24 protein-coding genes and 1 rRNA gene are annotated in these 25401 nt (G+C 48.8%); 3 read left to right on the top strand and 22 right to left on the bottom strand.

Annotated elements, in window-relative coordinates; translation table 11 throughout:
• Positions 1-193 precede the first annotated feature (193 nt).
• Both DFQ00_RS27550 and DFQ00_RS27545 read right to left on the bottom strand, forming a co-directional pair.
• A complete protein-coding gene (locus DFQ00_RS27550; protein ID WP_110899623.1) occupies positions 194-1501 on the bottom strand; it encodes a hypothetical protein in 1308 nt (435 codons plus the stop codon).
• A gap of 193 nt (positions 1502-1694) precedes the next feature.
• Positions 1695-3026, bottom strand: a complete 1332-nt coding sequence (locus DFQ00_RS27545) for an MFS transporter (protein ID WP_110899622.1) — start codon at positions 3024-3026, stop codon at positions 1695-1697.
• Between the two features lie 397 nt (positions 3027-3423).
• Between DFQ00_RS27545 and DFQ00_RS27540 the strand changes: the two genes are divergently transcribed.
• The gene (locus DFQ00_RS27540) at positions 3424-3885 is read left to right on the top strand and encodes a MarR family winged helix-turn-helix transcriptional regulator (RefSeq protein ID WP_110899621.1); all 462 of its coding nucleotides are present in this window, start codon (positions 3424-3426) and stop codon (positions 3883-3885) included.
• A 141-nt stretch (positions 3886-4026) separates the two neighbouring features.
• On the opposite strand, the gene DFQ00_RS27535 is transcribed toward DFQ00_RS27540, so the two are convergent.
• From DFQ00_RS27535 to DFQ00_RS27525, 3 genes are all read right to left on the bottom strand, one after another.
• Positions 4027-5535, bottom strand: coding sequence for an MDR family MFS transporter (locus tag DFQ00_RS27535; protein WP_110899636.1), 1509 nt, complete (start codon positions 5533-5535; stop codon positions 4027-4029).
• Between the two features lie 270 nt (positions 5536-5805).
• Positions 5806-6381 carry a GNAT family N-acetyltransferase gene (locus tag DFQ00_RS27530; RefSeq protein WP_110899620.1) on the bottom strand — a complete coding sequence of 192 codons (576 nt, stop codon included), beginning with the start codon at positions 6379-6381 and terminating at the stop codon, positions 5806-5808.
• A gap of 176 nt (positions 6382-6557) precedes the next feature.
• The gene (locus tag DFQ00_RS27525) at positions 6558-6854 is read right to left on the bottom strand and encodes a hypothetical protein (protein WP_110899619.1); all 297 of its coding nucleotides are present in this window, start codon (positions 6852-6854) and stop codon (positions 6558-6560) included.
• A 197-nt stretch (positions 6855-7051) separates the two neighbouring features.
• Between DFQ00_RS27525 and DFQ00_RS27520 the strand changes: the two genes are divergently transcribed.
• Entirely contained in the window at positions 7052-7540 is a 489-nt protein-coding gene (locus tag DFQ00_RS27520; protein WP_110899618.1) for a GAF domain-containing protein, read from the top strand.
• Between the two features lie 202 nt (positions 7541-7742).
• On the opposite strand, the gene DFQ00_RS27515 is transcribed toward DFQ00_RS27520, so the two are convergent.
• The 6 genes from DFQ00_RS27515 to DFQ00_RS27490 form a co-directional block, all read right to left on the bottom strand.
• The gene (locus DFQ00_RS27515) at positions 7743-8510 is read right to left on the bottom strand and encodes a MerR family transcriptional regulator (RefSeq protein ID WP_110899617.1); all 768 of its coding nucleotides are present in this window, start codon (positions 8508-8510) and stop codon (positions 7743-7745) included.
• 379 nt (positions 8511-8889) lie between these two features.
• Positions 8890-10314, bottom strand: a complete 1425-nt coding sequence (locus DFQ00_RS27510) for an aldehyde dehydrogenase family protein (protein ID WP_110899616.1) — start codon at positions 10312-10314, stop codon at positions 8890-8892.
• 294 nt (positions 10315-10608) lie between these two features.
• Positions 10609-11829 (bottom strand): MFS transporter, encoded by a 1221-nt coding sequence (locus DFQ00_RS27505; protein ID WP_110899615.1) that lies wholly within the window; start codon positions 11827-11829, stop codon positions 10609-10611.
• An 18-nt stretch (positions 11830-11847) separates the two neighbouring features.
• Positions 11848-12339 carry a helix-turn-helix domain-containing protein gene (locus DFQ00_RS27500; protein WP_110899614.1) on the bottom strand — a complete coding sequence of 164 codons (492 nt, stop codon included), beginning with the start codon at positions 12337-12339 and terminating at the stop codon, positions 11848-11850.
• Between the two features lie 204 nt (positions 12340-12543).
• Positions 12544-12903, bottom strand: a complete 360-nt coding sequence (locus DFQ00_RS27495; protein WP_174812227.1) for an SdpI family protein — start codon at positions 12901-12903, stop codon at positions 12544-12546.
• A 284-nt stretch (positions 12904-13187) separates the two neighbouring features.
• On the bottom strand, positions 13188-15548 hold the full coding sequence (locus DFQ00_RS27490) for a heavy metal translocating P-type ATPase (protein ID WP_110899612.1): 2361 nt from the start codon (positions 15546-15548) through the stop codon (positions 13188-13190).
• Between the two features lie 242 nt (positions 15549-15790).
• On the opposite strand from DFQ00_RS27490, the gene DFQ00_RS27485 reads away from it, so the two are divergent.
• Complete coding sequence (locus tag DFQ00_RS27485; RefSeq protein WP_110899611.1) at positions 15791-16162, top strand: ArsR/SmtB family transcription factor; 372 nt, start codon at positions 15791-15793, stop codon at positions 16160-16162.
• A gap of 135 nt (positions 16163-16297) precedes the next feature.
• Here DFQ00_RS27485 and DFQ00_RS27480 read toward each other — a convergent pair whose 3' ends face one another.
• The 11 genes from DFQ00_RS27480 to rrf all read right to left on the bottom strand — a co-directional run.
• Positions 16298-17461, bottom strand: coding sequence for an AI-2E family transporter (locus DFQ00_RS27480; RefSeq protein WP_110899610.1), 1164 nt, complete (start codon positions 17459-17461; stop codon positions 16298-16300).
• A gap of 327 nt (positions 17462-17788) precedes the next feature.
• On the bottom strand, positions 17789-18835 hold the full coding sequence (locus DFQ00_RS27475) for an LLM class flavin-dependent oxidoreductase (RefSeq protein ID WP_174812226.1): 1047 nt from the start codon (positions 18833-18835) through the stop codon (positions 17789-17791).
• A gap of 232 nt (positions 18836-19067) precedes the next feature.
• Positions 19068-19379 (bottom strand): ArsR/SmtB family transcription factor, encoded by a 312-nt coding sequence (locus DFQ00_RS27470; RefSeq protein ID WP_110899609.1) that lies wholly within the window; start codon positions 19377-19379, stop codon positions 19068-19070.
• A 103-nt stretch (positions 19380-19482) separates the two neighbouring features.
• On the bottom strand, positions 19483-20064 hold the full coding sequence (locus DFQ00_RS27465) for an NAD(P)H-dependent oxidoreductase (protein WP_110899608.1): 582 nt from the start codon (positions 20062-20064) through the stop codon (positions 19483-19485).
• Positions 20065-20288: 224 nt separating this feature from the next.
• On the bottom strand, positions 20289-20663 hold the full coding sequence (locus tag DFQ00_RS27460; protein ID WP_341866290.1) for a MarR family winged helix-turn-helix transcriptional regulator: 375 nt from the start codon (positions 20661-20663) through the stop codon (positions 20289-20291).
• Positions 20664-20828: 165 nt separating this feature from the next.
• On the bottom strand, positions 20829-21506 hold the full coding sequence (locus DFQ00_RS27455) for an NAD(P)H-dependent oxidoreductase (protein WP_110899607.1): 678 nt from the start codon (positions 21504-21506) through the stop codon (positions 20829-20831).
• Positions 21507-21728: 222 nt separating this feature from the next.
• Positions 21729-22196, bottom strand: a complete 468-nt coding sequence (locus DFQ00_RS27450; protein ID WP_110899606.1) for a 2-thiouracil desulfurase family protein — start codon at positions 22194-22196, stop codon at positions 21729-21731.
• Positions 22197-22260: 64 nt separating this feature from the next.
• On the bottom strand, positions 22261-23607 hold the full coding sequence (locus tag DFQ00_RS27445) for a hypothetical protein (RefSeq protein WP_110899605.1): 1347 nt from the start codon (positions 23605-23607) through the stop codon (positions 22261-22263).
• On the bottom strand, positions 23604-24185 hold the full coding sequence (locus DFQ00_RS27440; RefSeq protein WP_110899604.1) for an RNA polymerase sigma factor: 582 nt from the start codon (positions 24183-24185) through the stop codon (positions 23604-23606). The genes DFQ00_RS27445 and DFQ00_RS27440 overlap by 4 nt, the downstream gene beginning before the upstream one ends.
• Positions 24186-24375: 190 nt before the next feature.
• Positions 24376-25110, bottom strand: a complete 735-nt coding sequence (locus tag DFQ00_RS27435; RefSeq protein ID WP_110899603.1) for a class I SAM-dependent methyltransferase — start codon at positions 25108-25110, stop codon at positions 24376-24378.
• A 198-nt stretch (positions 25111-25308) separates the two neighbouring features.
• Positions 25309-25401, bottom strand: a 5S ribosomal RNA gene (gene rrf, locus DFQ00_RS27430); the annotation flags it as partial.

Below are 25401 nucleotides of genomic sequence, written 5' to 3'. Positions count from 1 at the left end.
TGGAGCCTAGCTCCAGACGCAAGCCTGCATTCAAATCAAGATTACCATTGCTATTGCTGCTGTAGCTATCTGCATAAGTGGCCTGTGAAGCTCCCAGTAATCCAGCCACCAGCGCACCCGACAATACCGACAATTTTACCCAACGATTCACTTTTTTCATGATAATATACACTCCTTCTCATTTTTGGTTGAATTACGCCATTGTTGTCTGAGAGAAAGAGGTATATTTGGGCGGCTGACCTGGCGGTGCTTGCGACCACTGGCTGAACCCGTCCAAGCGTTCCATATCAAAAGCAAAAGGATCACCCGGCAACATCAGACTCGATATCGCCGCAGGCAATGCCACAGCCGGAGCGGATGCCCCGCCTCCCGTTACGCCGGACGAGCCCGAGCTTGTACCCGTAGAGGTACTTACTGCTGAAGGAGCAATCGCCACAACGGGGCTGTTACCTGCTCGTTCTGTACGCGGTTGCCACGGATTAGCGGATTGATCCTGCTCATCAGGCAACGTCTGATCGGCATCTGCCTTCGATGAATCTATGCTCGCAACTGATGGTAGCTTGCCTTGAATCCAGTCTTGATCCGCCTTTTCCATCGCAGGCTTGTTCGGACTATCCTGCGTCACGGGCACAGCCTGTGAGACAGGAGTTCGTGTAATTGTTCCCGGTGCATCCTGCACACCAGCCGCCGCCTTGTTCCCGGCAGCTTTGCTTGCAGGCGGTGTCTTATTCTCCGACACCTGTACAACAGACAGATTTGCCTGTTTCTCTGGCTGTGCCGGATTGACCACTGGCAGCTCAACCGTCTCCTTACGAGGGTTAAGATTAACCTTGACCTTAGCAACAGGTACGTTTGCTTTCACTGCTGGAAGCTGTACCTTGCTGTCACTTAGATTGACACCTGTTGAAGACACTTCTACGGATGTCACTTGAGGAACCTCTAGCTTAACGGAGGGCAGTTCAGCCCTGCCTTGCCGCAGGTTAGTTTGTACAGCCGACGTCTCTGCTTTAATGACCTCTGGAACCTCGGCCGTAATTCCTGGCAAGGATGCTGTTCCTTCGTTAAGATTCACCTGACTGCCGGACACCTCTGCTCGAATAACTGGTGTGTCTGCCTTTACAGCAGGTAGATCAACGGTCCCCTGTTTTGCATTAATATCCAAACTGGATGTTCCTGCCGATCCAAGCGGCGTATCTACCTGCAGCTCAGATACACTTAACTTGCTTGTAGATGCGTTCGTTTGGATCGAAGGAACCTCAACATCGAGCAACGGTGTGGATAGCGATACGGATGGAGTCAGATTCAATCCGCCATCTTCATCTCTTGAAAACAAGTTCAGGGACAAACCGCTGGTCGTTTTACTCGAACGAACCTGATCCTGAGCATCATCTGCATATACATGCGATGAACCTATGCCCATGACCAAGGCTCCTGCCAGAATGGCTAATGGAATACTTGCCAGACGAGTGATTGACCTGGGAATTTTGACCTTGAAGCTCAAGTTGCTTCACCCCCTTTCCGCGTCTCGCGTTAGTGGACAAAGGCATGCGTTTTCCCCATAAAATCCATTGGGTTACAAGGACTTCTGCCTGCTCCTCATTAAACGTGAAGATTTGCTTTTAAACGTTTTTTAGTAAAATTGGCTTACATTCGATTTTTTTATCACATGAATACTTCACTTGCTAAAATAACACCTACAACGCCTCTCCAGATATCGCGGTCTTTGACGTAACGACTTCCTCCACAGGCAGGTGCTTGCCTCTAGGCTTGAATAAATACAGAACACCCAGCAGTGTCAGCAGAATTCCCGAGCTTACAAACGCCGGAATAACGCCGAAGGAAGTAACAAGCAATCCGCCGACCACAGGGCCAAAAATATTGCTTGTTGTCATCACGCTGCCCACGGTTCCAAACACTCTGCCCGTCATCGACTCAGGGGTTTGCTCCTGCAATAGAATCTGAAAAGGCACTATGGCAAACCCGATTCCGACACCTGCCAAAGCAAACAGCGAGATAAGCAGCAGGTGTGCGCCAAGTCCTGCCGAAGGCCATAGGCTAACGACAACACCAGCCGTACCGATGACCAGACCTGTAACGGCGGTGCCCAGACCCATTTTCAAACCGTGGCCTGCTGATCTCCACTTTCTCACACTCACTGCGGCGAGCAACGTTCCAACACCACTTGCTGCAACGCACCAGCCAAGCAGATCACCCGAAACACCCGGAAGCTGCCTGAATAACACTATAGTCTGAGAATCGGCAAATTGCAGAAACAGAATCGCAGCGGCCAACAAAAGAAGTGACGTTCCGACGTGAGGAAGAGCAGCGAGCATCCGAATGCCCTCCAGTGTTTCTTTCCAGAAGGATGGTTTACCTCGTAAAGATGATGCTGTCTGTTCCTCTACTCCTGTTACGTCGGAACTTGCCTGTTGGATCACCCGATATCCGGGAATCCATAATAAAATGATGCCTGAGATCAGAAAAGACGTTGCATCCAGCACAAAACACCAGGTAACACCAAATGCCGCGACCAGCAGGCCGCCCAGCGCCGGACCGATGATTTTGGACATCTGTTCGATGACAGAGCTTATGGACACCGCCTGGGCAAGCTGGTGATGCGGCACAATCTCTTTCAGCTTGCCGTTCTTCGCCGGAGAGAACACCACATCGAATAAGGATTTCAGAATAAGCAGTACATAGACATGCCAGATTTGATCGGCAAAAATGAATGCACCTACAATGATAATCCGCACCCCATCGGCGGTAATCATCAGCCATTTTCGGTTCAAGCGATCCGCCAGCGTACCTGCAAAAGGACCCGTGAGCAAAATCGGCAGTGCCGCAGATAACGTCACAAAAGTAATCTCCCACGGTGTTGCATTCCAGCGCAAACCGACCAGTGTAAAAATCGCCAGCAGATGCAGCCAATCCCCCAGGTTGGATATAGCTTGTGAAACCATCAGTGTTACGAATGCACGGTTTTGTTTCAGTGAACCCTGCATATCCATTGCATGTTTGCTACTCATCTCGCTTCTCCTCCGTCATTTCCAAATATCTAATATGAACATGATTGTATACAAGATTTGCTTGTTGAACCTCATGCCCGGGACGTAGATCATGGGGAACCCGCAGGATGATTTATGCTTATGAGCTGTACTCAATCAATAGAGTTGTTCAATTATGACCCTATGTATCAAAAAACAGGATGAATGATCAAATTTTAAATGCTAAAAATGCAAATCTTGTGACATATCGCATGTTTTTCGCTGAAACAGAGGTCTACAATAGATTCAAGACGGTGTCTGCACCGTCAAACGATACGATCCAACTCATATAAGTTGATCTGATCTTGTACAGGAACGATCCAAGAGAACCTTTTCCATCACATCAACTTATATAAATACACTGAAAGGCGGGATCAGCATGCTGGAATTACAAGAAATCGGGACCGAACGTTCACTTCATCTGTACCGCACCTTGGCCCAAACGTTCAAAAGTGTGAATGAACACGCTGTATCTGGAAGTAAAATTCATGGTTTCAATCCAACTGCGTATGGAGTGCTCGAAGTGTTATATATGAAAGGAGCGCAGCCAATTCAGCAGGTAGGTGCCCAGTTGCTGCTACAAAGTGGAAACGTCACTTATGTCATTGACAAGCTGGAGCAAAAGGGGCTGCTTCGTCGCAAGCATTGCCCACAGGACCGACGCATCATTTTTGTCGAGCTGACTGAGGAAGGTCAGCGTACGATGGATGAAATCTACCCAGGCTATGCCACCAAGATTGATCGCGCCGTCAGCGGCCTGAGTGAAGAGGACAAGGAGTTGCTGTCCGAGCTGCTGGGCAAACTGGCACATGGTGCAGACAGCTTGTCTGCGAACGGCTAAGGGCAGCCTAAGCTCGCATATCTTTTTGTATAAGTACAGCAGCATAAGTCATGCAGCAAAGCACCAAAAAACCGGATTGGCCCTGATCAGGGTAATCCGGTTTTTTCAATTTCTTTTTTAAACCCTATGAATTCTGACACACTACTTCCTTACCGCCTCCACCTTCGGCGTTGCATCGGCATCCTCGGGAATGATTAGCTGCTTGCGCAAGGCCATGGTCGTGAACCACGAAACGATTGCAATAACAAACATAATGACGAACAAGGAGTGCAGGCTGCCCTCCAGCACACTGCGAAGCAGCGCCCACTTCTCGTCCGATAATACCGCATCCGAATGAGGCGCAAGCAGGTCGTTCAGATCGCGTTCCGAGATGCCCGCCGCCGCCAGATTTTGTTCACTCGACAGTGCCGAGATGCGATAATTAAGCCACGTTCCGAATGCCGCCGCTCCTATTGTCTGTCCAAGTGTACGCATGAACGTATGCAGTGCGGTAGAGGAGCCACGCTCTTTATATCCTACTGAAGACTGGGCAATAATCGTAAATATCGTGAAGGCAAAGCCGAAGCCAAGACCGTAAATAAAGGTCAGAATAAACAGCACGGCCTGTGGAGATGTCCCTCCCACCAGGAACAATCCGCCCGAACCGACAGCAATGCCGGTAAGTCCGATTAACGAGGTCATGCGTGATCCAATCTTGAGCAGCAGACGGCCCGCCAGCACGCTGCCGATCAGCCAGCCGACCGACATCGGCGCGAGCAGCAGCCCGGATTCGGTTGCATTGCCTCCGCGAACCCCCTGCACCCACAGCGGCAGATAGCTGGTTAAGCCGATCATCAAAGTGCTGGTCAGCAGGCCGGCGATATTCGCCACCCGGATGTCCCGGATGCGGAACAGATGGAGGGGAACCATCGGGGCCTGAGCTCTTTTTTCCACGACAAAAAACAGAACCATGAACAACACCGCAACGACGCTAAGTCCTATAATTAACGGAGAGCTCCAGGCATAATACTGCCCGCCCGCCGACAAAACAAAAAGCAAGGCAGTGATGCCGACAGTAAAGGTCAGCGCCCCCATATAGTCGATTTTAGCGGTGCGCGGTGAGATATCCTCCTTCAAATAACGGAATACAAACCACATGGCAAGCAAGCCAAAGGGTACGTTGAATCCGAAAATCCACTGCCAGCCGAGGTTGTCCACAAAATAACCGCCAAGCAGCGGCCCAACGAGAGACGAAATGCCCCATACCGAGCTGATCCAGCCCTGGATTCTGCCTCGCTCCTCAATGCGGTAAATATCTCCGATAATGGTAAACGTCACAGGCACTACCGCTCCCGCACCAATCCCCTGGATAGCACGATAGATAATCAATTGCTCCATATTCTGTGCCAGACAGCACAGGAGTGAGCCCAGCAAAAACAAGGCACAGCCGATGAGGAAAACCGGTTTACGTCCATACAGGTCACTGATCTTGCCAAAAATCGGCGTGCTGACCGCCATCGTGAGCAGATATGCGGTGAATATCCAGCTCAGCAGCTGCACACTCCCCAGCTCACTGACAATGGTCGGGCCCGCTGGACCGATAACCGTACCTTCAATGGCGGATAGAAACGTTGCCAGCAGCAAACCAGCCAAAATAAAACTGCGCTTCAAGCCTCCTGATGTATTCACTTAAACCCTTCTCTCTTTGATCTTCTATATCTAATTAAAAGTAGATTTAACTTTCTACTCCGAACACAGAACAAGCTTTCGATCACAGTTATCCCCAGATTTTTTCATCTCTATTTGTAAGGAGAAATCCGGTGATAAGCCTATGCTTCCGATGTAGCTTTCGTGCCGAAAGCTTTTAGGTGAACGTTCCACTTCTCCAGCTTTGTTCTGTTTCTTCGTTACTGTGTAATCTCAAAATAAATGATATATCACTTACTGCCTTCTTTTATTACGAAGAAACTCATCATATAACAGGGAATACATCACCATGTCCTTGTATCCTGTAGACGTATGCTGTACCTGACGCAGCAAGCCCTCGCGGGTGAAGCCCTGACTGGTCAGGAACGAACCTGAAGCTGCATTGCGCGGGTCCACGAGAGCTTCGATCCGGTTCAGCCCCATCGTCTCATAACCGAAAGGCAGCAGCGCTGTGAATGCCTCGGACATATAGCCATACCTCCAGTAATCACGCCCAAGCTCATATCCGATCTCACCACGGAATGCGCCTTCCAGCTGCCAGGTATTGAACCCGCAGCTTCCAATCAGTTTGCCCGTATCCTTCAGCTCGATGCCCCACCGAAGGGCATCTTCTTCTCCCGCCATATGGTTGAGCAGCGCAATCATATCAGCAGCCTCGCTGGTACCGAGCATTGGCGCGAGATTCATATATCGCGTTACTTCCCGGTCAGACCAGTGCACGAACATCTGGGCAGCATCTCTGCGGCGCATTTTGCGCAAACGCAGCCGTGCTGTCTCAAGCTCGGGAATTCTTCCTTTACATTTATACATCAACTGACACTCCGATCCGATTCTTCTCTTGCAGACCATAGGATTCATTAGCCATCTAACCATAACCTGCACCAATTGGCAACTGTTCACTCTGACATCTGTCGTCATATCCAATCATATCAAAAAACCGGGCGCATTGGCTCCCGGTTTTGATATACGTTTAATCTGGTGCGGCATTAGGCCGGAGAGGCCTTCTTGCTGTCCGCAAGCAGTTCCTCGCTAACTCGTCCAAGCACAGCCAGGATTTCCTTATACTCCTCGATGCCTGTCCCGGTCAGGCTCCACTGATCTCCGTGGGCAGTCAGAAAATTCTCCTGTGTCAGATGTTCTAGCTCCTGCTTGATTTCACGCTCGCCAACGCGGTATCCCCGCTCTTCTAACTTGGGCAACGCATCGCTTACGGTCAAATCCTCATGTTGGGCCAAATATAGAAGATGAATTCGTACAAATAGGTTCTGTACTTCTGCATGCATAAGCTAAGCTCCTTCCCGGGTTGTAGCCCTTCTTGGTTGCTAAGTAATTACCCCGTGACAGAAGATGAGAAACAGGAGTGTACATCGGTGACTGCCGCCTCCTGTCATCTCTTTCCAAAATCATTCCGCTTGACTAACCGCATCTACTGCACTATCTTGAAAATAAGTACCATTTTTGCTCGGGAGGGTGATTCACCATGTTTCAAGCTGTTTCTTATGAAGGAACACGAAGCGAGCAGCACACCGCCGTCCTGGGACAGTTAAGTGCTCTGATCCGCGATGAACCTAGTGCGATTGCCAATCTGGCGAACGCTGCTGCGCTGCTCAACGTATTTCTAACCGACACCAACTGGGTCGGATTCTATCTGTATGATGGAAAAGAACTGGTCCTCGGACCATTCCAGGGATTGCCTGCCTGCATCCGAATTCCGCTTGGACGCGGAGTATGCGGCACATCTGCTGCGGAAAGGCGCACCCTTGTTGTGGATGATGTGCATGATTTCCCAGGTCATATCGCTTGTGATGCTGCATCCAATAGTGAGATTGTTGTTCCAATTATTAAAGACGGGCAATTATACGGAGTGCTCGATATCGACAGTCCGATCAAAAGCCGTTTTGACGATGAAGACCGCATCTTCCTGGAAAAAGCAGTTAGCCTGCTTACGGAGCAGTTGAACTCCGTTTAATCCATCTATCATTCGCTATGATGTATTCCAACAGAAGGACTCGTACTCGTGTCCTATCCCCGCAATGCGGGTGATACTTATATGTAATGAACAAAAAGCGCAGCCACTTCAGGAGGTCTGCGCTTTTTGTTGCTATGTTCATACCGATGTTTTCTTGCCCGCCCATGTTACTTTATGCACCTAGAAGAGATCATGTGCGCTTTTAAGACAGATCATGTGCCGCTTTAATAATCATTCCCTCTCGCAGATACTCAGCCAGTCTGGGATGATAATTGTCATACATGCTGCGGAAATCATGATGCTCCACGTACAGATCAGCCAGATCCCTATAAATCTCAGGTGTAGGGGTGTAGTAACCCTTGATCCATTCGAGATGTCTCCCAATAATCTGCTGCACTTCAGGGCTGCCCGGAGCGAGATCAAGCTCCATCGCCTTCTTCAGATCCAGATGAATCTGATCAATTCGGGCCTGGGAGTTCAGAAAATCCTGTTTGGATTTCAGCTCCAGCCCCTCGGAAGTCAGATCATAGTCCGGCGTCGGTTCAAGAGAATGCGTTGTCTGACCAGCCTCCGGCAGCGAAGGATAATTTGTATGCTCTATAAAGCCTTTATACAGCTCTTGTGCTTCGATCTCCTGCTCTCCTTGCAGATAAGAGACCGTTTTGTCCAGCGTCTGAATCAGACCATGCAGGCGCAGCGCCTCCTCCAGCAGCTGCATACGATGCTGCTGCATCACATGCATAATTTCCACAGGGGCTTCCTTGAGCATAGGGCCGATCTCTTTCTCCGGCACACCCGCTTCCTTGCAGAACAAAATTTGCTGAAGCTTCAGCAGCTCCCTTTTTTCATAATACATGTCCTCATCCAGTCCGCGAAAAGCAGGTTGAAGCAGCCCCAGTTCCGCATAATGGCTTAACTCGCTCAAGCTCACACCGGACATGCCGGATACATCGGTCATTGAATACGCCATGTTATCACCTCCTGCATGGGCTATGCGCTCCTTAGATTCTGTGTATGGGCTGTGTATGCTGTAATATTGTGATTTACCTGCGGTTTTGTTACTGCATTCTATTTAAAGGATTGAATTGTATTCAACTTGACCCTGCTGGTTACCTAAATAATACCCTTCTCACTCCAAGTGAACCCGAAGCTAGCGAAGAATATTATGTATTTTTTGCAACAATTGCAACAACTTTGAGGTACGTCATCGTTCAATCTGCCAATCATGGGCTGTACGCCAAAATCCCGTACCCATGAGACAGGTACAGGATTTACGGGAATATATGGTTAGAGGCTATGCTCCAACTTGTATAACATACGTTAATATTGCATGTCACCGAAGTACAAGCCTAGTTTCTGTTAAACATGACAAACTTCAGCTCGGTCATCTCTTCCGTTGCATACTTCACACCTTCACGCCCGATGCCGCTCTGCTTCACACCGCCATATGGCATATGATCCACACGGAATGTTGGAATATCATTAATCATGACACCGCCTGCTTCAATCTCATCCACCGCCCGAAGCGCAGTTTGTAGGTCATTGGTGAATACTCCTGCCTGAAGTCCGTAGATGGAGTCATTGACATGCTGTATCCCCTCGTCCACGGAAGCCACGGGATTAATGATTACAATCGGTGCAAACACCTCCTGACAGGAGACCCTGGCATCATGCGGAACGTTCACCAGCACGGTTGGACGCAGAATGCCCCCTTCAGCCTCACCGCCTGACGCCAGCGTTGCATCCGCCTGCTTCGCTTCTTCAATCCACTCCAAGGTACGCTGTACATCCTTGGACGTAATGAGGGCCGAGACAGCCGTATCCTCATTCATCGGATCACCGATGACCACCTGTTTGGCCGCTTCAACAAAACGCTCTATAAATGGCTGGGCAATATCCTGATGCACATAGATACGTTGCAGAGATATACATACTTGACCTTGATACGTAAAAGCACCTGTGACACAACGCGGAATCACCTTGTGCAAATCGGCGTCCTTGTCGATAATCACCGCTGCATTGGAGCCAAGCTCCAGCGTTACACGTTTGAGTCCTGCCTTGCTGCGGATACTCTTACCCACTGCGGGACTGCCCGTAAACGTGATATAAGCCACATCGGGATGCTCGACGAGCACATCACCAATTGTTTTGCCATCACCGCTCACCACGTTCAGCGCTCCATCAGGCAGCCCGGCCTCTTGAAGCAGGCTGGCAATATAGTATGCAGACAGCGGTGTCTGCTCCGCAGGCTTCAGTACAATCGTATTCCCGGCAGCCAGCGCGGGTCCAACCTTGTGTGCTACCAGGTTCATAGGAAAATTAAAAGGTGTAATCGCACCGATGACTCCGAGCGGCTGACGCATGGTATAACCGATTCGGCCCTCGCCGCCTTTGGCTGCATCCATCGGGACTGTCTCTCCAGTAAGCTGTTTCGCTTCTTCAGCGGCAAAACGGTACGTCTCGATCGTACGGTCGATCTCGGCTCTCGCCGCAGTGATCGGCTTCGCTGCCTCCAGTGCAACGATACGAGCCGCCTCTTCTTTGCGTTCCTCCAGCATGGTTGACAGCTTGTACAGCAGCTCCGCACGCTGATGCGCAGGCATCTGACGCATCGTGCGGCGAGCCTGTACAGCTGCCGCAATAGCTGCCTCGGTCTCCTCTGCCGAGGCAGAAGCCACCTCTGCCAGCGTCTCACCGGAATACGGAGCCTGTAGTGTTGTATATTGTGTTGATTCGGTGTGCTTGCCGCCGATAAACAGATGTTGTTTTTTCATAAGCTGCATCCTCCATTCCTATTCCTGCGATCCCTTTGTAACGCCTACTCTAGTTATACACCATTTCGGCCACATCCACCCAACACGTGACACAAAAGAACGTGAATAAGCTACTCCATACTGGAGAATGAGAGCTGGATAGTAGGCGCATTTCCACGCTAACGATGCAGAGGAAAGCTCAGAACGTTAGCCTTCGTAGCCCCTGATTACTTATAGCTACCAATAACCGTTTCAGCATCTTACTTCCTCCAGTCTGTTCATGAGCACGTCATTTTTGAGTTAGAGCATTAGTTATCAATGAGCTGTTATAGACACATCAATATCCTTCAGGTGACGACGACGCATCAGCAATACAGCAACACCAATCAGCACCATCAGTGCTCCGAAATAAAACGGCGTTTCCGGCAAAAACCATTCAGACAGTTTCCCTGCAAGCCATGGCGCCAGCGCACCACCCATAAAGCGTACAAAACTGTACGCCGCAGATGCCACGGAACGCTCCACTGGAGCAGCCTCCATGACCGCTGTTGTAATCAGGGTATTGTTAATGCCGAGGAAAATCCCTGCCACAATAACCGCAACGATAACCGTCACCGATGATCCCATCACCGTACCTGCAGCCATCACCAGCAGGTCAATTGCGAACAACGTCAGCATGACACTCATGGATGGTACTGAACCAAACCGGCGCTGCAGCTTCGGTGCTACAAAAACAGACGTAATCGCCAGCATCAGGCCCCATCCGAAGAAAACATAGCCGAGACCATGCTCGTCGAGTTTCATGACATAAGGCGAATACGCCATCAAGGTAAAGAAACCAAAGTTATACAGAAAGGCGGTAATCGCCAACGTTTTCAGTGAAGGGTAACCGAGCGCTTTGAACGGATCGGACAACGTGCTGCGCGTTTTCGGCTTAGCGATTTTGGGCAGCATGAACAGGATACTGATAAACGCCATCGCCATCAGCGCGGCAACCCCGTAGAATGGACCACGCCAGGAGATCGAGCCCAGCTCGCCGCCAAGCAGCGGACCAACGGCAATCCCTAGACCCAGTGCTGCTTCGTATAAAATAATAGCTTTGGCCGTCCCCGATGTGGACAAGCCAACAATAGCTGATAGCGCGGTGGCGATGAACAAGGCGTTCCCGAGTCCCCAGCCCCCGCGATAACCAACCAGTGCGCCAACCGTGTCGGATGTACCGCCAAGGAACGAAAATACAATAATCAGCAAGATGCCGCTAAGCAACGTCCATTTCACGCCAATTCGGCTGGAGACTACACCCGTGATCAGCATCGCAATTCCCGTTACCGCATTGTAGCTCGTAAACAGCAAGGACACCTGACTTTTGGAAGCATGCAGCTGATCTGCAATGGCTGGCAGGATCGGGTCTACCAGACCAAGTCCCATAAACGAGATAATACAGGCGAAGGCTACAGCCCAGACAGCACGTGGCTGGGACAGCAGACCTCCACGAGATGACGGTAATTCGTCAGGCAATGATGGTTCCCTTTTCATAAAATGATTCCTCCAAAGTTACATATTTGAATACTCATTCCGTGAGATACACCCCCCCGGTTCATTTTTATCGTTCTGGCGAGCATGGCTCTGTAGCGTCTGAATGCCTGTTCTAACGCGCTCTCGCAGGTCCTGCAGCTCCTGCTGTACGGCATGAATACTCTGAAGCTTCTGCTCCAGCAGCTGCAGCTGACCGTCCAGCGTCGCCTCCATCCGATTGAGCTTTTCGATCCGCTCCCTCACCTCGGTCGTCTGCCGGTAGTCAAAGCGCTGCTCATTCAGCGCATCTGAGGTAGCTATATAGGCATGAAGCTCCTGGAGCGAGAAGCCCAGCACCTCCTTGGCCCGAACTACTTTTTTCAAATAGTCGATGTCCTCCTGGGTATACAGCCGCGTACCGCCATCTGTCCGCTGAGGTGAAGGCATGACACCAATCTCTTCATAATATCGAATGGTGCGTTTGGTCAGTCCGCAGGCTTTGGCAACATCATCAATTTTGTACAAGCTCATACGTCTCAACTCTTTTCATATGTCATTAATATTATGTACATAATTATATATAGAATTAACGTTAACGTCAACGTAAGATTCGACTCCAATAGTGTGCCTTCATCTGTTGGACCTTATAAAATAGCAAAGAAAACGAAAAAGACCCGCCTGAGCGGATCTCTTTGTTTCTACGTTTGATGATGAGGTTATAAATTTCTTGAATTTCTACACGCCTTCGCTCTCGCTGCCCTGCTTGTCCTGCTTATCCATCTCCCGCTGCATTTGCTTCAAGCGTCCTTCCACCCGGGTGAACAGCCTGATCGTATAAAAGACGATTGCAATCAAACTCAGCACCAGTGCCCGCACATCGGTAAGCCAGAAGCCAATCACACCAAAAGCGGTAATGATAAAACCAAACTGCATCATCAGCGCTGAGCCATACCGCTGTGCTTCTTCCCATAAAGCGGGGTGACTCATTGCCCGTGGGGTCCGATATCCATATATTCCGTTAATTTGTTTTGGCGGCTTCTTATACACCATCAATCCCAAAATGAAATAACATACTCCGCATATAATGCCCAACATTGCTCCTGCCAACATGCTCGCCCCTTCTCTTTAACGTTCAACCACTATTATTCACCAGCCATTAAAAAGTAAAACGGCTCTACGTATATACGCAGAGCCGTGTGGCACGTTTCACATATTTTAGGGCGTGTCTGAAAACTCTGAAGAAAGCAGATTTTGCCGAATTTTTGTTCCAAGCAAGGAAGTTTCCCGCAGGCGTGCCGGGGCACGTCAAGGGAAAGTGACGTAGCAGGGTGCGAAAAGGGGGTAAAAGATGCACCTCAGTAGGTGTTTCAAGACATGCCCTAAACGTCCTTGATCCGAAGAACCCGCATTGCATTGAGCACAGCAAGCACCGTAACACCAACATCAGAGAATACAGCCTCCCACATCGTTGCAATCCCGAATACACCGAGCAGCAGGAAAATTGCCTTTACCCCGAGCGCAAATCCGATGTTCTGCCACACAATGCGGCGTGTACGCTTCGCAATGCGAATCGCACTGGCGAGTCTGGACGGCTCATCGGTCATAATGACCACATCTGCCGCTTCAATCGCCGCATCCGAACCAAGTCCACCCATGGCTACACCGACATCGGCACGAGCCAATACAGGTGTGTCGTTAATGCCATCGCCGACAAATACGATTTTTTCTTTAGGCCCTTTATTGACCTCCAACTGCTCCAGCCGTTCCACCTTATCCTGCGGTAGCAACTCGGCATACACCTCATCCACACCAAGCTGATGACCGACAGCTTCTCCGACCGCCGTCGCATCTCCCGTGAGCATCACGGTTTTGCGAATGCCCAGCTGCTTGAGTGCCTGGATGGCTACTGCCGCATCCTGCTTCACTTCATCTGCAATGATGATATGACCGATATATATCCCGGCTTTAGCAACATGTACGACCGTTCCCGCAGTTTGCGGCATCGTATAGGCAATTCCAGCCTGCTCCATCAGCTTACCGTTGCCTGCAAGCACTTCCTGTCCGTTCACATTAACTTTGATCCCGTGCCCAGCTACCTCGTCGTATCCATCCGCGTCCTGCACAGGAATATCCTTGCCCCAGGCTGCACGAATAGACTCCGCAATGGGATGATTCGAGCTTGCTTCGGCAATCGCCGCCAGCCTCATTAACTCCTCTTCTGTATGTGCACCTTGGGAATGAACAGCAGTAACCTTGAAAACACCTTTGGTTAGGGTACCCGTTTTGTCGAAAACCACCACTTTAACGTCATTCAAAGCCTCCAGATAGTTACTGCCTTTAACCAGAATACCGTTCCGGGAAGCCGCACCAATGCCGCCGAAGAAGCCCAGCGGAATGGAAACAACCAGTGCACAAGGGCAAGAGATCACCAGAAACACAAGCGCACGATAGATCCAGTCGGCGAACGTTGCACCGTTCAGCAGCAGCGGGGGAACCAAAGCAATAAGAGCCGCAAGAATGACAACCACAGGCGTATAATACCGGGCGAATTTGCTAATAAAATGTTCCGTTTTCGCCTTGCGGCTGCTGGCATTCTGCACCATGTCGAGAATTTTGGATACAGTGGATTCACCGAAGGTTTTAGTGACCTCAATCGTTAACATGCCGTTTTTATTTACAAAACCGCTGAGCGCATCACTTCCAGGCTTCAGCTCTCGCGGGACGGATTCCCCCGTCAGGGCCGACGTATCCACCATGGACTGACCTGCCTTTACGACACCATCCAGCGGCACCCGTTCGCCAGCCTTCACTATGATCCGATCCCCGATGCGAACCTGATCCGGCGAGACACGGCGGGTTTCCTCACCAGCGCCTGTTAGCACGTTCGCATAGTCCGGACGAATATCCATAAGGGACTGAATGGACTTGCGTGAGCGATTTACCGCCATGCCCTGGAACAGCTCACCAAGCTGATAGAACAGCATAACGGCAACACCTTCCGGGTACTCTCCAATCGCAAATGCGCCAAGCGTAGCCACCGTCATCAGGAAGTATTCGTCAAACACCTGACCACGAATGATATTTTTGAAGGCCTGAAGCACGATATCTCCACCAGCAATCACGTAAGCCAGTATATAGAGGCCAAGCTGCGCCCAACCATCCAGCGGTGACCATATTGCTGCTGCCAGCAGCACTGAGCCAGCAGCAAGGCGGGCCAGCAGCGTTCTGGTCTGCCCCGCACCATGCTCATGCGAATGACCTGCGTGAGCACCGCTGCTCTCCGCATCGCCGTGTGCGTGACTGTGATGCGCATGGTCGTGATGAGCATGATCGTGTCCATAATCGTGTCCATGGCTGCCGTGGGTATGCGCGTGTCCAGCCATATGCTGATGTCCGTGATGCTGGTGGGCTCCAGAATGAGGCTGCTCTGCCCCCTGCTCTCCTTTATGATTAACGGTGGAAGTGCCTCCCCAGCTGCTTTGACCAGAGTTGCCCTGGCCTTTTTCCGAGATACGAATATGTGGCTCCAGTCGCAGCACCTTACGTTTTGCTTCCTCTACTACCTGTTCATCCATATCCGATGTCGTGTACATGGATAACGTCTTGGTCACAAAATTAACAGAGCATTCGCTAATGCCCTTGATTTTACTCACACCATTTTCGATCTTGAGTGCACAGTTTGCACAATCCAGTCCATCCAGCAGCAGTTCCCTTTTCACCTGTTCCTGTCCGGTTCCCATGTGAATTCTCCCCTTTGCAGTCCGTCAAAAGTTAAACAGCTTTTTTACTATAATTTTGTATTTTACAATATATGAGCAATCATTCATATGTTAATTTAACCCTATTATATGCACGTTGTATCGGGAGTGTCAACACATGCTCTTGATTTTGAATACAGAATATGCTAATAGTAATCATTTCGCTTTAGGCGTTTTTTGGATATAATATAGCTATTAGTTGTTAAACATAGGCGGTGATAGGAATGGAACAACCGGTTAAAGCTCCACATGAATGCGATGAGGCCTGCTCAGGTACAGAAACCGATGTGCAAACCATTCGCACCTCTCTTATAGATCGGGAGACCTCTTCCGAGATGGCCGACTGGTTCAAGGCATTTAGTGACCCAACACGTCTTCGTATTATTGATGCGCTGTTACAGAAGGAATTATGTGTACACGATCTGACCGTTCTCCTTGACATGGGTCAATCAGCCATCTCCCATCAGCTACGTTCTCTCCGCAATATGCGGATTGTGAAACGGCGTAAGGAAGGCAAGACCGTGTACTACTCTCTGGATGATGCTCACATTGAGCAGATTTTCCTGCAAACGCTCCAGCATATTAAACACGGCTAGGCAGCAGCCAGCCTGTTCACATCAAAGAACCCCCGTCTCTCGGCATGCCGATGGACGGGGGTTCTTTGATGGTAAGGGAACCGTTTTACACAGCCTTACAGGCTATTAAAAGCTTTAAAAGCAGCTCCTCACTCACTATAGTAACGTATTATTTTTGGGATCATACAGACCCGAGCTGTCCTTGAACAGGTTGAAGATATGGGATACTACCACTTTAAGCACGGCATATCCCGGCACCGCCAGCAGCACGCCCACAACCCCGAACAAATTCCCTGAGGTCAGAATGACAAAGATAATGGTGATCGGGTGAATTTTGAGTGTTTTACCCATAATCTGAGGCGAGATGAGCTTGCCTTCAATCAACTGCACGATCGTCCATACGGCAATCATCTTCAGCAGCATCACTGGTGAAGTGACGAGAGCAACGATGAGCGCAGGTGTAATGGCAATCGCAGGCCCCAGATAAGGAACAACGCTGGTAAAGGATGCAATAATCGCAAGAATCAGAGCATAGTCCAGACCGATAATCATATATCCGATGTACAGGAGCACCCCGATACAGAAGCTGACGATAATCTGTCCACGAATAAATGAGCTGATCTGGTGGTTGATATCATGCAGCACGTTCATCGCACCTGTGCGACTTTTGATCGGCAGAAAAGATAAAATTTTGTTTGGCAGCTTCTTACCGTCTTTGAGCAGATAGAACAGGATAAACGGTACCGTTACAATGGATAATACGGTCTCCGTAAAAGCACCCAGGAACCCGCCAAGCTTCGTCCATGTGGTGTCCAGAATCTCGGTAGCCCGCTGCGACAGCGATCCCCAATAATCCTGCCAGTTCAGGTTGATGGCGCTTTGGACCTGGTTGAACATTTCGCCGCCAGTAAGATGCTCAAATTGTTCTGTTACCGTCTTGCTGTAAGACGGGAAATTTTCAATCAGCCCTGTGATCTGATTACGCAGCACCGGAATAACCGCAAGAATAACGACCGTAAGGATGCCCAGAATAATCAGGTACAGGATCAGCACACCCCAGCCGCGCTTGATTTTCCATTTTTCCATAACATCCACAAGCGGATTCAGTAAGTAGTAGAGGATACCCGCCAGAATAATCGGAAGTACAATCGTTTTAATCAGCACCGCAAACGGGTGAAACACAAATGATACTTTGGTCAGCACCATAATGTTCAGTCCAACCAGCAGCAAAATTAACAGAAACAGCACAAACTTATTGTTAAGAAAAAATCGTTTGAACCGATCCGGCCAAACACGTGGTTGTTGCTCAGGTTGCTCCATAAGCTGTCGTCCTCTCTCATATGTAACTTTCTTCATTTGATGCTCACAAACGCCTTAACAAGGCATCTTCCTGCCTGACGAGTAGTATAAAACCTACACGCGCCTATTTCCAGCCAAAATATGTATAACATACATGACATATACGTCTCACCCTGTCCCGACGTTTCAAATTCGGCAAGTACCGTCATTTTACCCCAAAAGCAGCAACCTGCCTCACAACGATCTCTTGAAAATTTTTCCTGTATATAAAAAACGGCCCGCCTCCCTCGGAGACGAACCGTCTGTCTGCAGCCGGATGCTGTTCGCATTTGACTGCCTAGCAAGTGCTTATGCGTTTCCTGCAAGCTGCGCAATCAACTCGTAGGAATGCAGCCGTGCCTGATGATCATAGATCATCGACGTAATAATCAACTCATCCGCCTGTGTCTGGCGAATAAAGGATTCAAGCTGGCCCTGCACCTTTTCCGGTGATCCGTTCACGGCCGCCTTGAGAGTCTGGGCCACTGCCGCTTGTTCGCGGTCGGTCCACTTGCCATCCATTACCGCTGGCGGCTGTACAAGTCCTGTTGTACCCCGAATAATATTCAAAAATTGCTGCTGCATCGTTGTTCCGAGCCACGCTGCTTCTTCATCCGTATCTGCCACAACGGCGTTTACCCCTGCGATCACATAGGGTTCCTTCAGATGCTCGGATGGCTGGAAGCTGCTGCGATATGTGTCCATTGCGATCCGTGTATAATCCGGCGAGAAATGGCTCGCAAAGGCAAACGGCAATCCCAGCTGACCTGCCAGTCGAGCGCTGAAATCACTGGAGCCCAGCAGATAGATCGGAATGCTTAGCCCTTCCCCAGGTACAGCCCGCACAGGTGCATGATAAGATGTTGCCGAAGCATCAAAGTATGCTCGCAGTTCTGCCAGCAGCTCAGGAAAATCCTCGCCACTGTTCAGGTCTTTACGCAGTGCCAGTGATGTGCGGCGATCACTGCCTGGTGCACGTCCAAGCCCCAGATCAATGCGGCCTGGGTAGAGTGATTCCAGCGTACCGAACTGCTCCGCAATCACAAGCGGCGCATGGTTAGGTAACATAATCCCCCCGGACCCTACACGAATGGTCTTTGTTCCACCTGCCAGATGTCCGATTACCACAGACGTTGCAGATGAAGCGATACCAGGCATGTTGTGATGCTCAGCTACCCAATAACGATGGTACCCCCAGCGCTCCGCATGCTGTGCCAGCTCCAGACTGTTGCGAAGGGCATCCGCAGGGGTCGAGCCTACGACAACCGGTGCCAGGTCAAGCACCGAAAGCTTAACGTCATTGATATGTTCTCTATGCTGATATTGTTGTTGGTTTTGTTGGTGTTCAGTAGCCATGTATAGTTGTGCTCCTCTTTAATTATATTTTCGTATATCCAGATAAATAGATATTAAATGATAGAAATTAACTTATTCCTAAGGCTAAAGCAGATCGTGCACATGCATCGCCTATCATTGACAGCAATGGAGGTCTGTTAAATACGCTGGTATTACACAGTACAGCCGTGCACATCCGGAAGGAATTCCTGTTTACTAACCTTGCATCCTGACTTCCATTCCGGCATCCGGCTTACAACTCGTGCCGCACGTACTCCGCAAACGCCTGTATTGTCTCCTCGTTACGGCGATAATACGTCCATTGTCCTCTGCGTTCTGATAGCAGGAGACCTGCCTTGAGCATCGTCAGCAAATAACTGGAGATCACAGACTGAGCCAGTCCGGCCTTCAGTTGAATCGTGCCCACACATATGCCGCTCTTTCCGCCATCCGGATGCTGGGAAAGCTCAAGCGGTGAGAAGTGCTGCTCCGGGTTTTTCAGCCACAGCAGAATCTGTCTGCGTGTCTCATTAGATAATGCTTTGAATATGAGTATAGGTTCCATGGCTCGATTATACCCTCTTTCTGTCCTTTTGCCAAACGCCAGAAATAAACAAACCGACTCATCAAGAGTCGGCCTGGATACTTCATATGTGCAACCTCATATGTTAGAAACGTGTTGTTACCGTTTGTTTTACTTCATCCAGCATCGCCTGATATGCAGCAGCATCCAGATAACCAATGGCGCCGAATAGCAGATGATCCACTGGTTCAATGCCTACAAAGTCAAAGATGCCTGTGTCTGAAGTCAGCTTCAGTGCATTCGTCATGCCGACTTGATCATACACATCCTTCGGTGTTCCGTGTGTGCTGATCATCAGACCCTTTTTGCCGGTCAACAGCTTCTCAATCCCTGCTGCCCCTGATGCATAAGCGAAGCCGTAAGCAAACACCCGGTCTACATATCCTTTCAAAATCGCTGGCAGACCTGTCCACCAGATGGGATAAATAAACGTGATTGCATCCGCATCTGTTACATACTGTTGCTCTGTTGCAATATCCTGCGGAGTCTGTCCTGCACGCATAGATGTTGTATCTGCCTCCGTAAGTACGGGCTGGAATCCCAATTGATACAGATCACGTACAACAACCTCATGCCCTTCTGCCTCCAAAGCAGTTACTGCTGTATTCAGGATAGCGTTGTTAAAGCTGTCAGTGCGCGGGTGTGCGTAAACGATAAGATGTTTCATAAACATTTTCCTCCTTATTAGTCACCAATATTTTTTTGTGTTCTACAAATCTTCTGAAAATCTGGCCAAGCTCTATTTGAATATACATAGACATCTATGTATAAGTTCAAAAAAACACCTTCTGCTCTTCTCTTTCCAAACTTTGAGTACCAAGGGACAACAACAGTTGGTTCAAAAGAATACAGATCAGATCAGAAGCAAGAGCTGGCAAGACGGTTATAAACTTATAGCCGTCTCACAATCATGGACAACAACTTCTCCAATTGCTCTGATTGTTCTTCGGACAGATCAGCATAGATGATCTGGTTGATCTGATCCGACACTTCGCGGAAAACCGGCTCCAGCCGCTTCCCTTGTTCCGTCAGACGAATCATGGTTACTCTGCTGTCATCAGCGCTCTTGCTGCGTTCCACATATCCCAGCTTCTCCAGCTTGTTCACAAGCACCGTAACTGTGGGCTGCGTTCGCTGCACGCGTTCTGCCAGCATCTTGATGGATAACGTCTCTTCCCGGTACAGAAACATCAGAACGTCTCCGTGAGAAGGGACAATCCCCGTTACTTCATGCTGTTCAAGTTCATGAACAATGCGTTTGTTCACGTGATCTCTGATGCGTGCAATCATTGCAAATGCGTTGTATTTTAACATGACTTCATTATACATAGATATCTATGTATTATCAACTGCTTCTTAGATTGAAGAATTATGGCGCATAAACAGCCCTTGTCCCCCATCGAGCAAGAGCTGTGTTGCGTTTTCTAATGCTTATTCAATCCAGTGTGTAATCTGTTCAATAGACTTACGTGATTTCTCCCGCGGGGGCTCAGCCGCACGATAACCAAAAGCAGCCATAACGGAGACATCCCATGCACCGTTCTCCAGCAGCCCAGCTTCCTCCAGAATACGATGCACCTCGGCATAGTTGTAGCCCTCAATTGGACATGAATCAATGCCAATCTGAGCCGCAGCAGTCATCATGTTGCCAAGAGCGATATACGTCTGCTTGGAAGCCCAGTCCAGTAACGTTTTAGCATTTTGCAGCAAGCCCTGATTGTTCTGAAATTTGCCGAAAGCTGCACTGGTCAGTTCAAATACATCATCGGGCATGCCCTTGATCTCTTTCAGCATATATTCCGCATAAGGCGAGTTGTAGCTGGCATCCGTACGTGCCAATATTACGATAAAATGGCTGGCTGTCGCCAGCTGCTTCTGTGCACCGGAGGATACCTCGGACAAACGCTGACGGAACTCCGGGTTTTGCACAATCAGAAACTTCCATGGCTCAAATCCGATAGAACTTGGAGATAACCGGCCTGTTTCCAGAATAAAAGCGAAGTCCTCTTCTGTTATTTTACGCGATGCATCAAACATCTTCGTCGCATGACGGAACTGAAATGCCTGCAAAATTTCTTCCTTTTTCTTCGTTTGTACAGCAACGTCCATTTTCTCTCCACGTCCTTTTCTCTATCTTGTTAAGTAGAATTTCTGTCCATAGCGTTTTGATGATCACAAAACTGGTATCAGTGTAGAATCTATATTCAGTTTAAGGAAGTACGCATATTATTGTTTCTTCGTTACTAAAAGTAATTCATATGAAGAAACAAGCATTTCTGCAGGTACATAGCTTATTCCCATCCTTTTTATAACATATCACTAGTCATTCCATTACAATTGCTGTAGCTGCTCCATCAGCTCATGCTCAGAAATGACACGATACCCCTCTTGTCGAAGCAAAGCCGCTGTTACCCCTTCTCCGGCAACCTTCTGATTGGCAAAGTGACCATCATAGATCATTTTTGTACCGCAGGACGGACTGAATTCCTTGAGTACAACACAGCTCACCCCCAGCTTGCGTGCCCATTCCAGGGTCTGATAGGCTCCCTTGATGTACAAGTCGGTGACATCTGCTCCCCCCTGCTCGATCACCTTGGCCCTCCCCGCAAGTACATCGGCACCTGTGCCCCCAACTATCTCGGCTGGTTCCCGGGGTGTAGAGAATCCGCCAAGCAGCTCGGGACATACCATTTTGGCCTGCTCCTGTTCCACAAGCTCCTGAATCTTTTCATCCAGACTCGCCGTTCCGTTGTATCGACAAGCCACTCCTGCCAGGCATGAACTCACCAAATATTTCATCGTAGTCTCCTATCGTACATTGAACTGTGAAGTTTATTGTAGCATGAAAATATGCATGATCTCCTTAAAATGCCCCTCGGGAAATCATCGTGATGCGTCCGTCATCCTTGTACTCCACCTCAAACATATCCTTTGCTGATTCCAATTCAAAAGTTACAACTCCTAATGCATTTTCTTTTCGATGAAGTTTGTATGCATGTAGATCGGTGTTGAATATTTTCTTAATGATCGGCCCTGCTTTTTCTCTCAGTAGAGACTCATCCATATTGTATAGTTTCTCATGATAAGCCTCCATCTCTTTGATATCTTTGATTTCCGGATCATAATGGTGGCTATCTCTAATCATGTAACGCATCCCTTCTCGTTCTTCTGTCATCTGAACTAAATAATCTTGATCAAAACTGAAAAATATAGTATTCTCACCCAGCTCAGTATCCTTCGTTCGATGAATACTGAGCAGTTTTAAATTCGTTTTCCCGGAAAAGTTGGCGACTGACTTTTGTGCATCTGTCAAAGCGGCCCGCGACACTTTATCTGAACTAATTTCTCCCGCTATATATACGGCTTGATCCTGCTTCCATGTAATCTCTCCATACCCCGTCTCATTCACAAGTGGTGATGTAGTATACGTCGTAGGCTCGTTCTCCCCTTGTTTCATGTTTACAGTTCTTCTGACAGACTCAGGCGTAAGCGTTGGATTGATACCCATGCTCTCCAGAAGTGACGGAATCTGACGTAAATACCGATGCTCCAGCTTACTCGCCTGCATCTCGGCCCTCATCTGCACTTCACGTAGATTTCCTGTCTTGGCATCCAGCCAGATCTGGGCGTAATCTGCTTCCTTCTCTTGACCTGCCTCCACGTAAATTCTGCCAGACACCGGCAGGTCCTGTACCTTGTTAATGCGAAGTTGTTTGCCCAAGTCATCTCTCATCGTGATCGCAATATTTTTTTTCATTTTATCGGTGAGTATATCCACATTCAGGTGATCGGTAAACAGTAAAGCCGAGGCTGGATGAAGCTGTTCCATGAGAGGCTTGGCGATCTCCCCATCCTCCCAATTCCACAGAAACAGTCCGCCTGCAATCAGTGCAGCACTCATACCTGCGGCAAACATGCCTTTTCTCATTTTAGAAAGACGTCTATGACTAGATACATTTTGTGCTGTATTTATGACTGATGTATTAGCTATATTCGTGGTTTTATCAGTAACGCTATCTGGATATCGTACGGAGGGCCCCAAACGTCTCCATGCCGACTGTAACGGATTGATTTTCTTCTCTTCACTGCTCGCCGTTCGTATCCATTCCACCTGCTGCAGCACCTTATGTTTGTGTTCTTCTGTAAAAGGAGCCGCTGCAAACGGCCCTTTACGGATTTGCTTTTCCCACTGATCAGCCTCATGTTTCATCTGCTTCTCTCCTCATACTGCTTTCGCACCTTGTTTTTGGCTCTGGATAAACGTGATTTCACCGTGCCTTGACTGATACGTAGCATCTCTGCAATCTCCACAGCTGTAAGCTCATACCTTAAATGCAGCAAAAGAATCTCACGAAACTTCTCAGGTAGCGCCAGTACGATAGTCCAGATTTCATGTACATGTGCTTTACGCATAACCTCTACTTCAGCAGACGGATGGGAAATACGTTTTTCTGGCTTCATCTGTCGTAAATCGGAACTCACCTCTTCTACATCCAGGGCTAACGTCTCTCCCCATAAACTGCTGCGAAAAAACCTGGATTTGCGGTATGTAAACGTCGTATTTCTAGTAATCGTGAGCAGCCATGTTTTGAGCGTGCAATCTCCCCGATAATGAGCGATACCTGAGTATGCCCGGACAAAAACTTCCTGTGACAAATCATCTGCCTGCTCCGCATTTTTAGTTAGAAAATAAGCATAGTTCCACACATCATTGCCGTAGTCGTCCATCATGCTGGCAAGTGTGTCATTGTCAATGGTCTGGGCCTCTGCCAGAAATGAATAGTCCAACGAAAGTTCACCTCACTTAATAAGACTAAGCCAGATGGCATTGGGTTCCCTGAATTGAATATAACTTCTTATCATTGAGCAAAAATAAAAAATCGACGTGTTCAACACGCTGAACACGCCGATTAAATCTGTATTATCCTGGCTGTAGATGTAGTCCACCTACAGGCCAAGAGACATGAATTCCTGCATACTATGCTTTCATCGCTGCGATCATCAGAAACATCGGTCTGCGATTCTCGTCTGACATACCTGGAACCTGTTCCATCATCTCTGGTGACGGCTTGGATTCAGCCACCTGCTGAATGATGAAACCTGCTCTCACTAACTCATTAATGTACGTCGCCAATGTCCGATGATACTTCACTACATCCTGATTCAAAAAGTTCGCTGTTCGCTGTCCTTCGTTATGATAATGATCCACAGGCCAGTGCAATATCTCGCCATCTGGTCCATAATGCCAATCCTGTTCTGCACGAGCGGTGAATATCGGATGTTCAACAGACAGCACTAACGTTCCACCCTTTACGAGGCAGTGATGAATTTTAGCAAATACTTCATCAATATGTTCAACATAATGCAGAGCAAGAGAACTGATGACAACGTCAAACCGATTTTGTTCAAAATGAATATCTTCGATGGCCATCTGTTGATACTCGATCTGCGAATCATCCGTTAGCTCACGTGCACGCCGCAGCATATTTTCGGATAAATCTACGCCGATGACCGACTTCGCCTGCTGTTCACGAGCATAGCGGCAATGCCAGCCAAAGCCGCATCCCAGATCAAGCACATGTTTTTGCTTAAGGTCAGGTAATAGCGTCTGCAATTCGTGCCACTCCCCAGCCGCATTCAATCCTTCTACTGAGCGAGACATTCTGCTATAACTATCAAAGAACGCTGCTTCATCGTACTTATTTTGCCTCATGCGAGCTCTCCTCCTATTTGAAATGAAGCTCTTCCACATACTCTAACACCTTATTGAGACAGCAAAAGCTGTCGATATGGTGATAAATTTCATCTGATATATGTTAACCCTACCTTAAGGCAAGTGTTCCGTTCAACTACAGTCTAATAATTAACACAAAAAAACACACCTGATATTCATCAAGTGTGTCTTCCTATTGCTTGGCGGCGTCCTACTCTCCCAGGACCCTGCGGTCCAAGTACCATCGGCGCTAGAGGGCTTAACGGTCGTGTTCGGGATGGGTACGTGTGG

Source organism: Paenibacillus barcinonensis (assembly GCF_003217495.1).
GTDB classification, from domain to species: Bacteria; Bacillota; Bacilli; order Paenibacillales; family Paenibacillaceae; genus Paenibacillus; species Paenibacillus barcinonensis.
The sequence above is the reverse complement of the archived record's forward strand: the minus strand, read 5'-3'. Positions and strand labels throughout refer to the sequence as shown.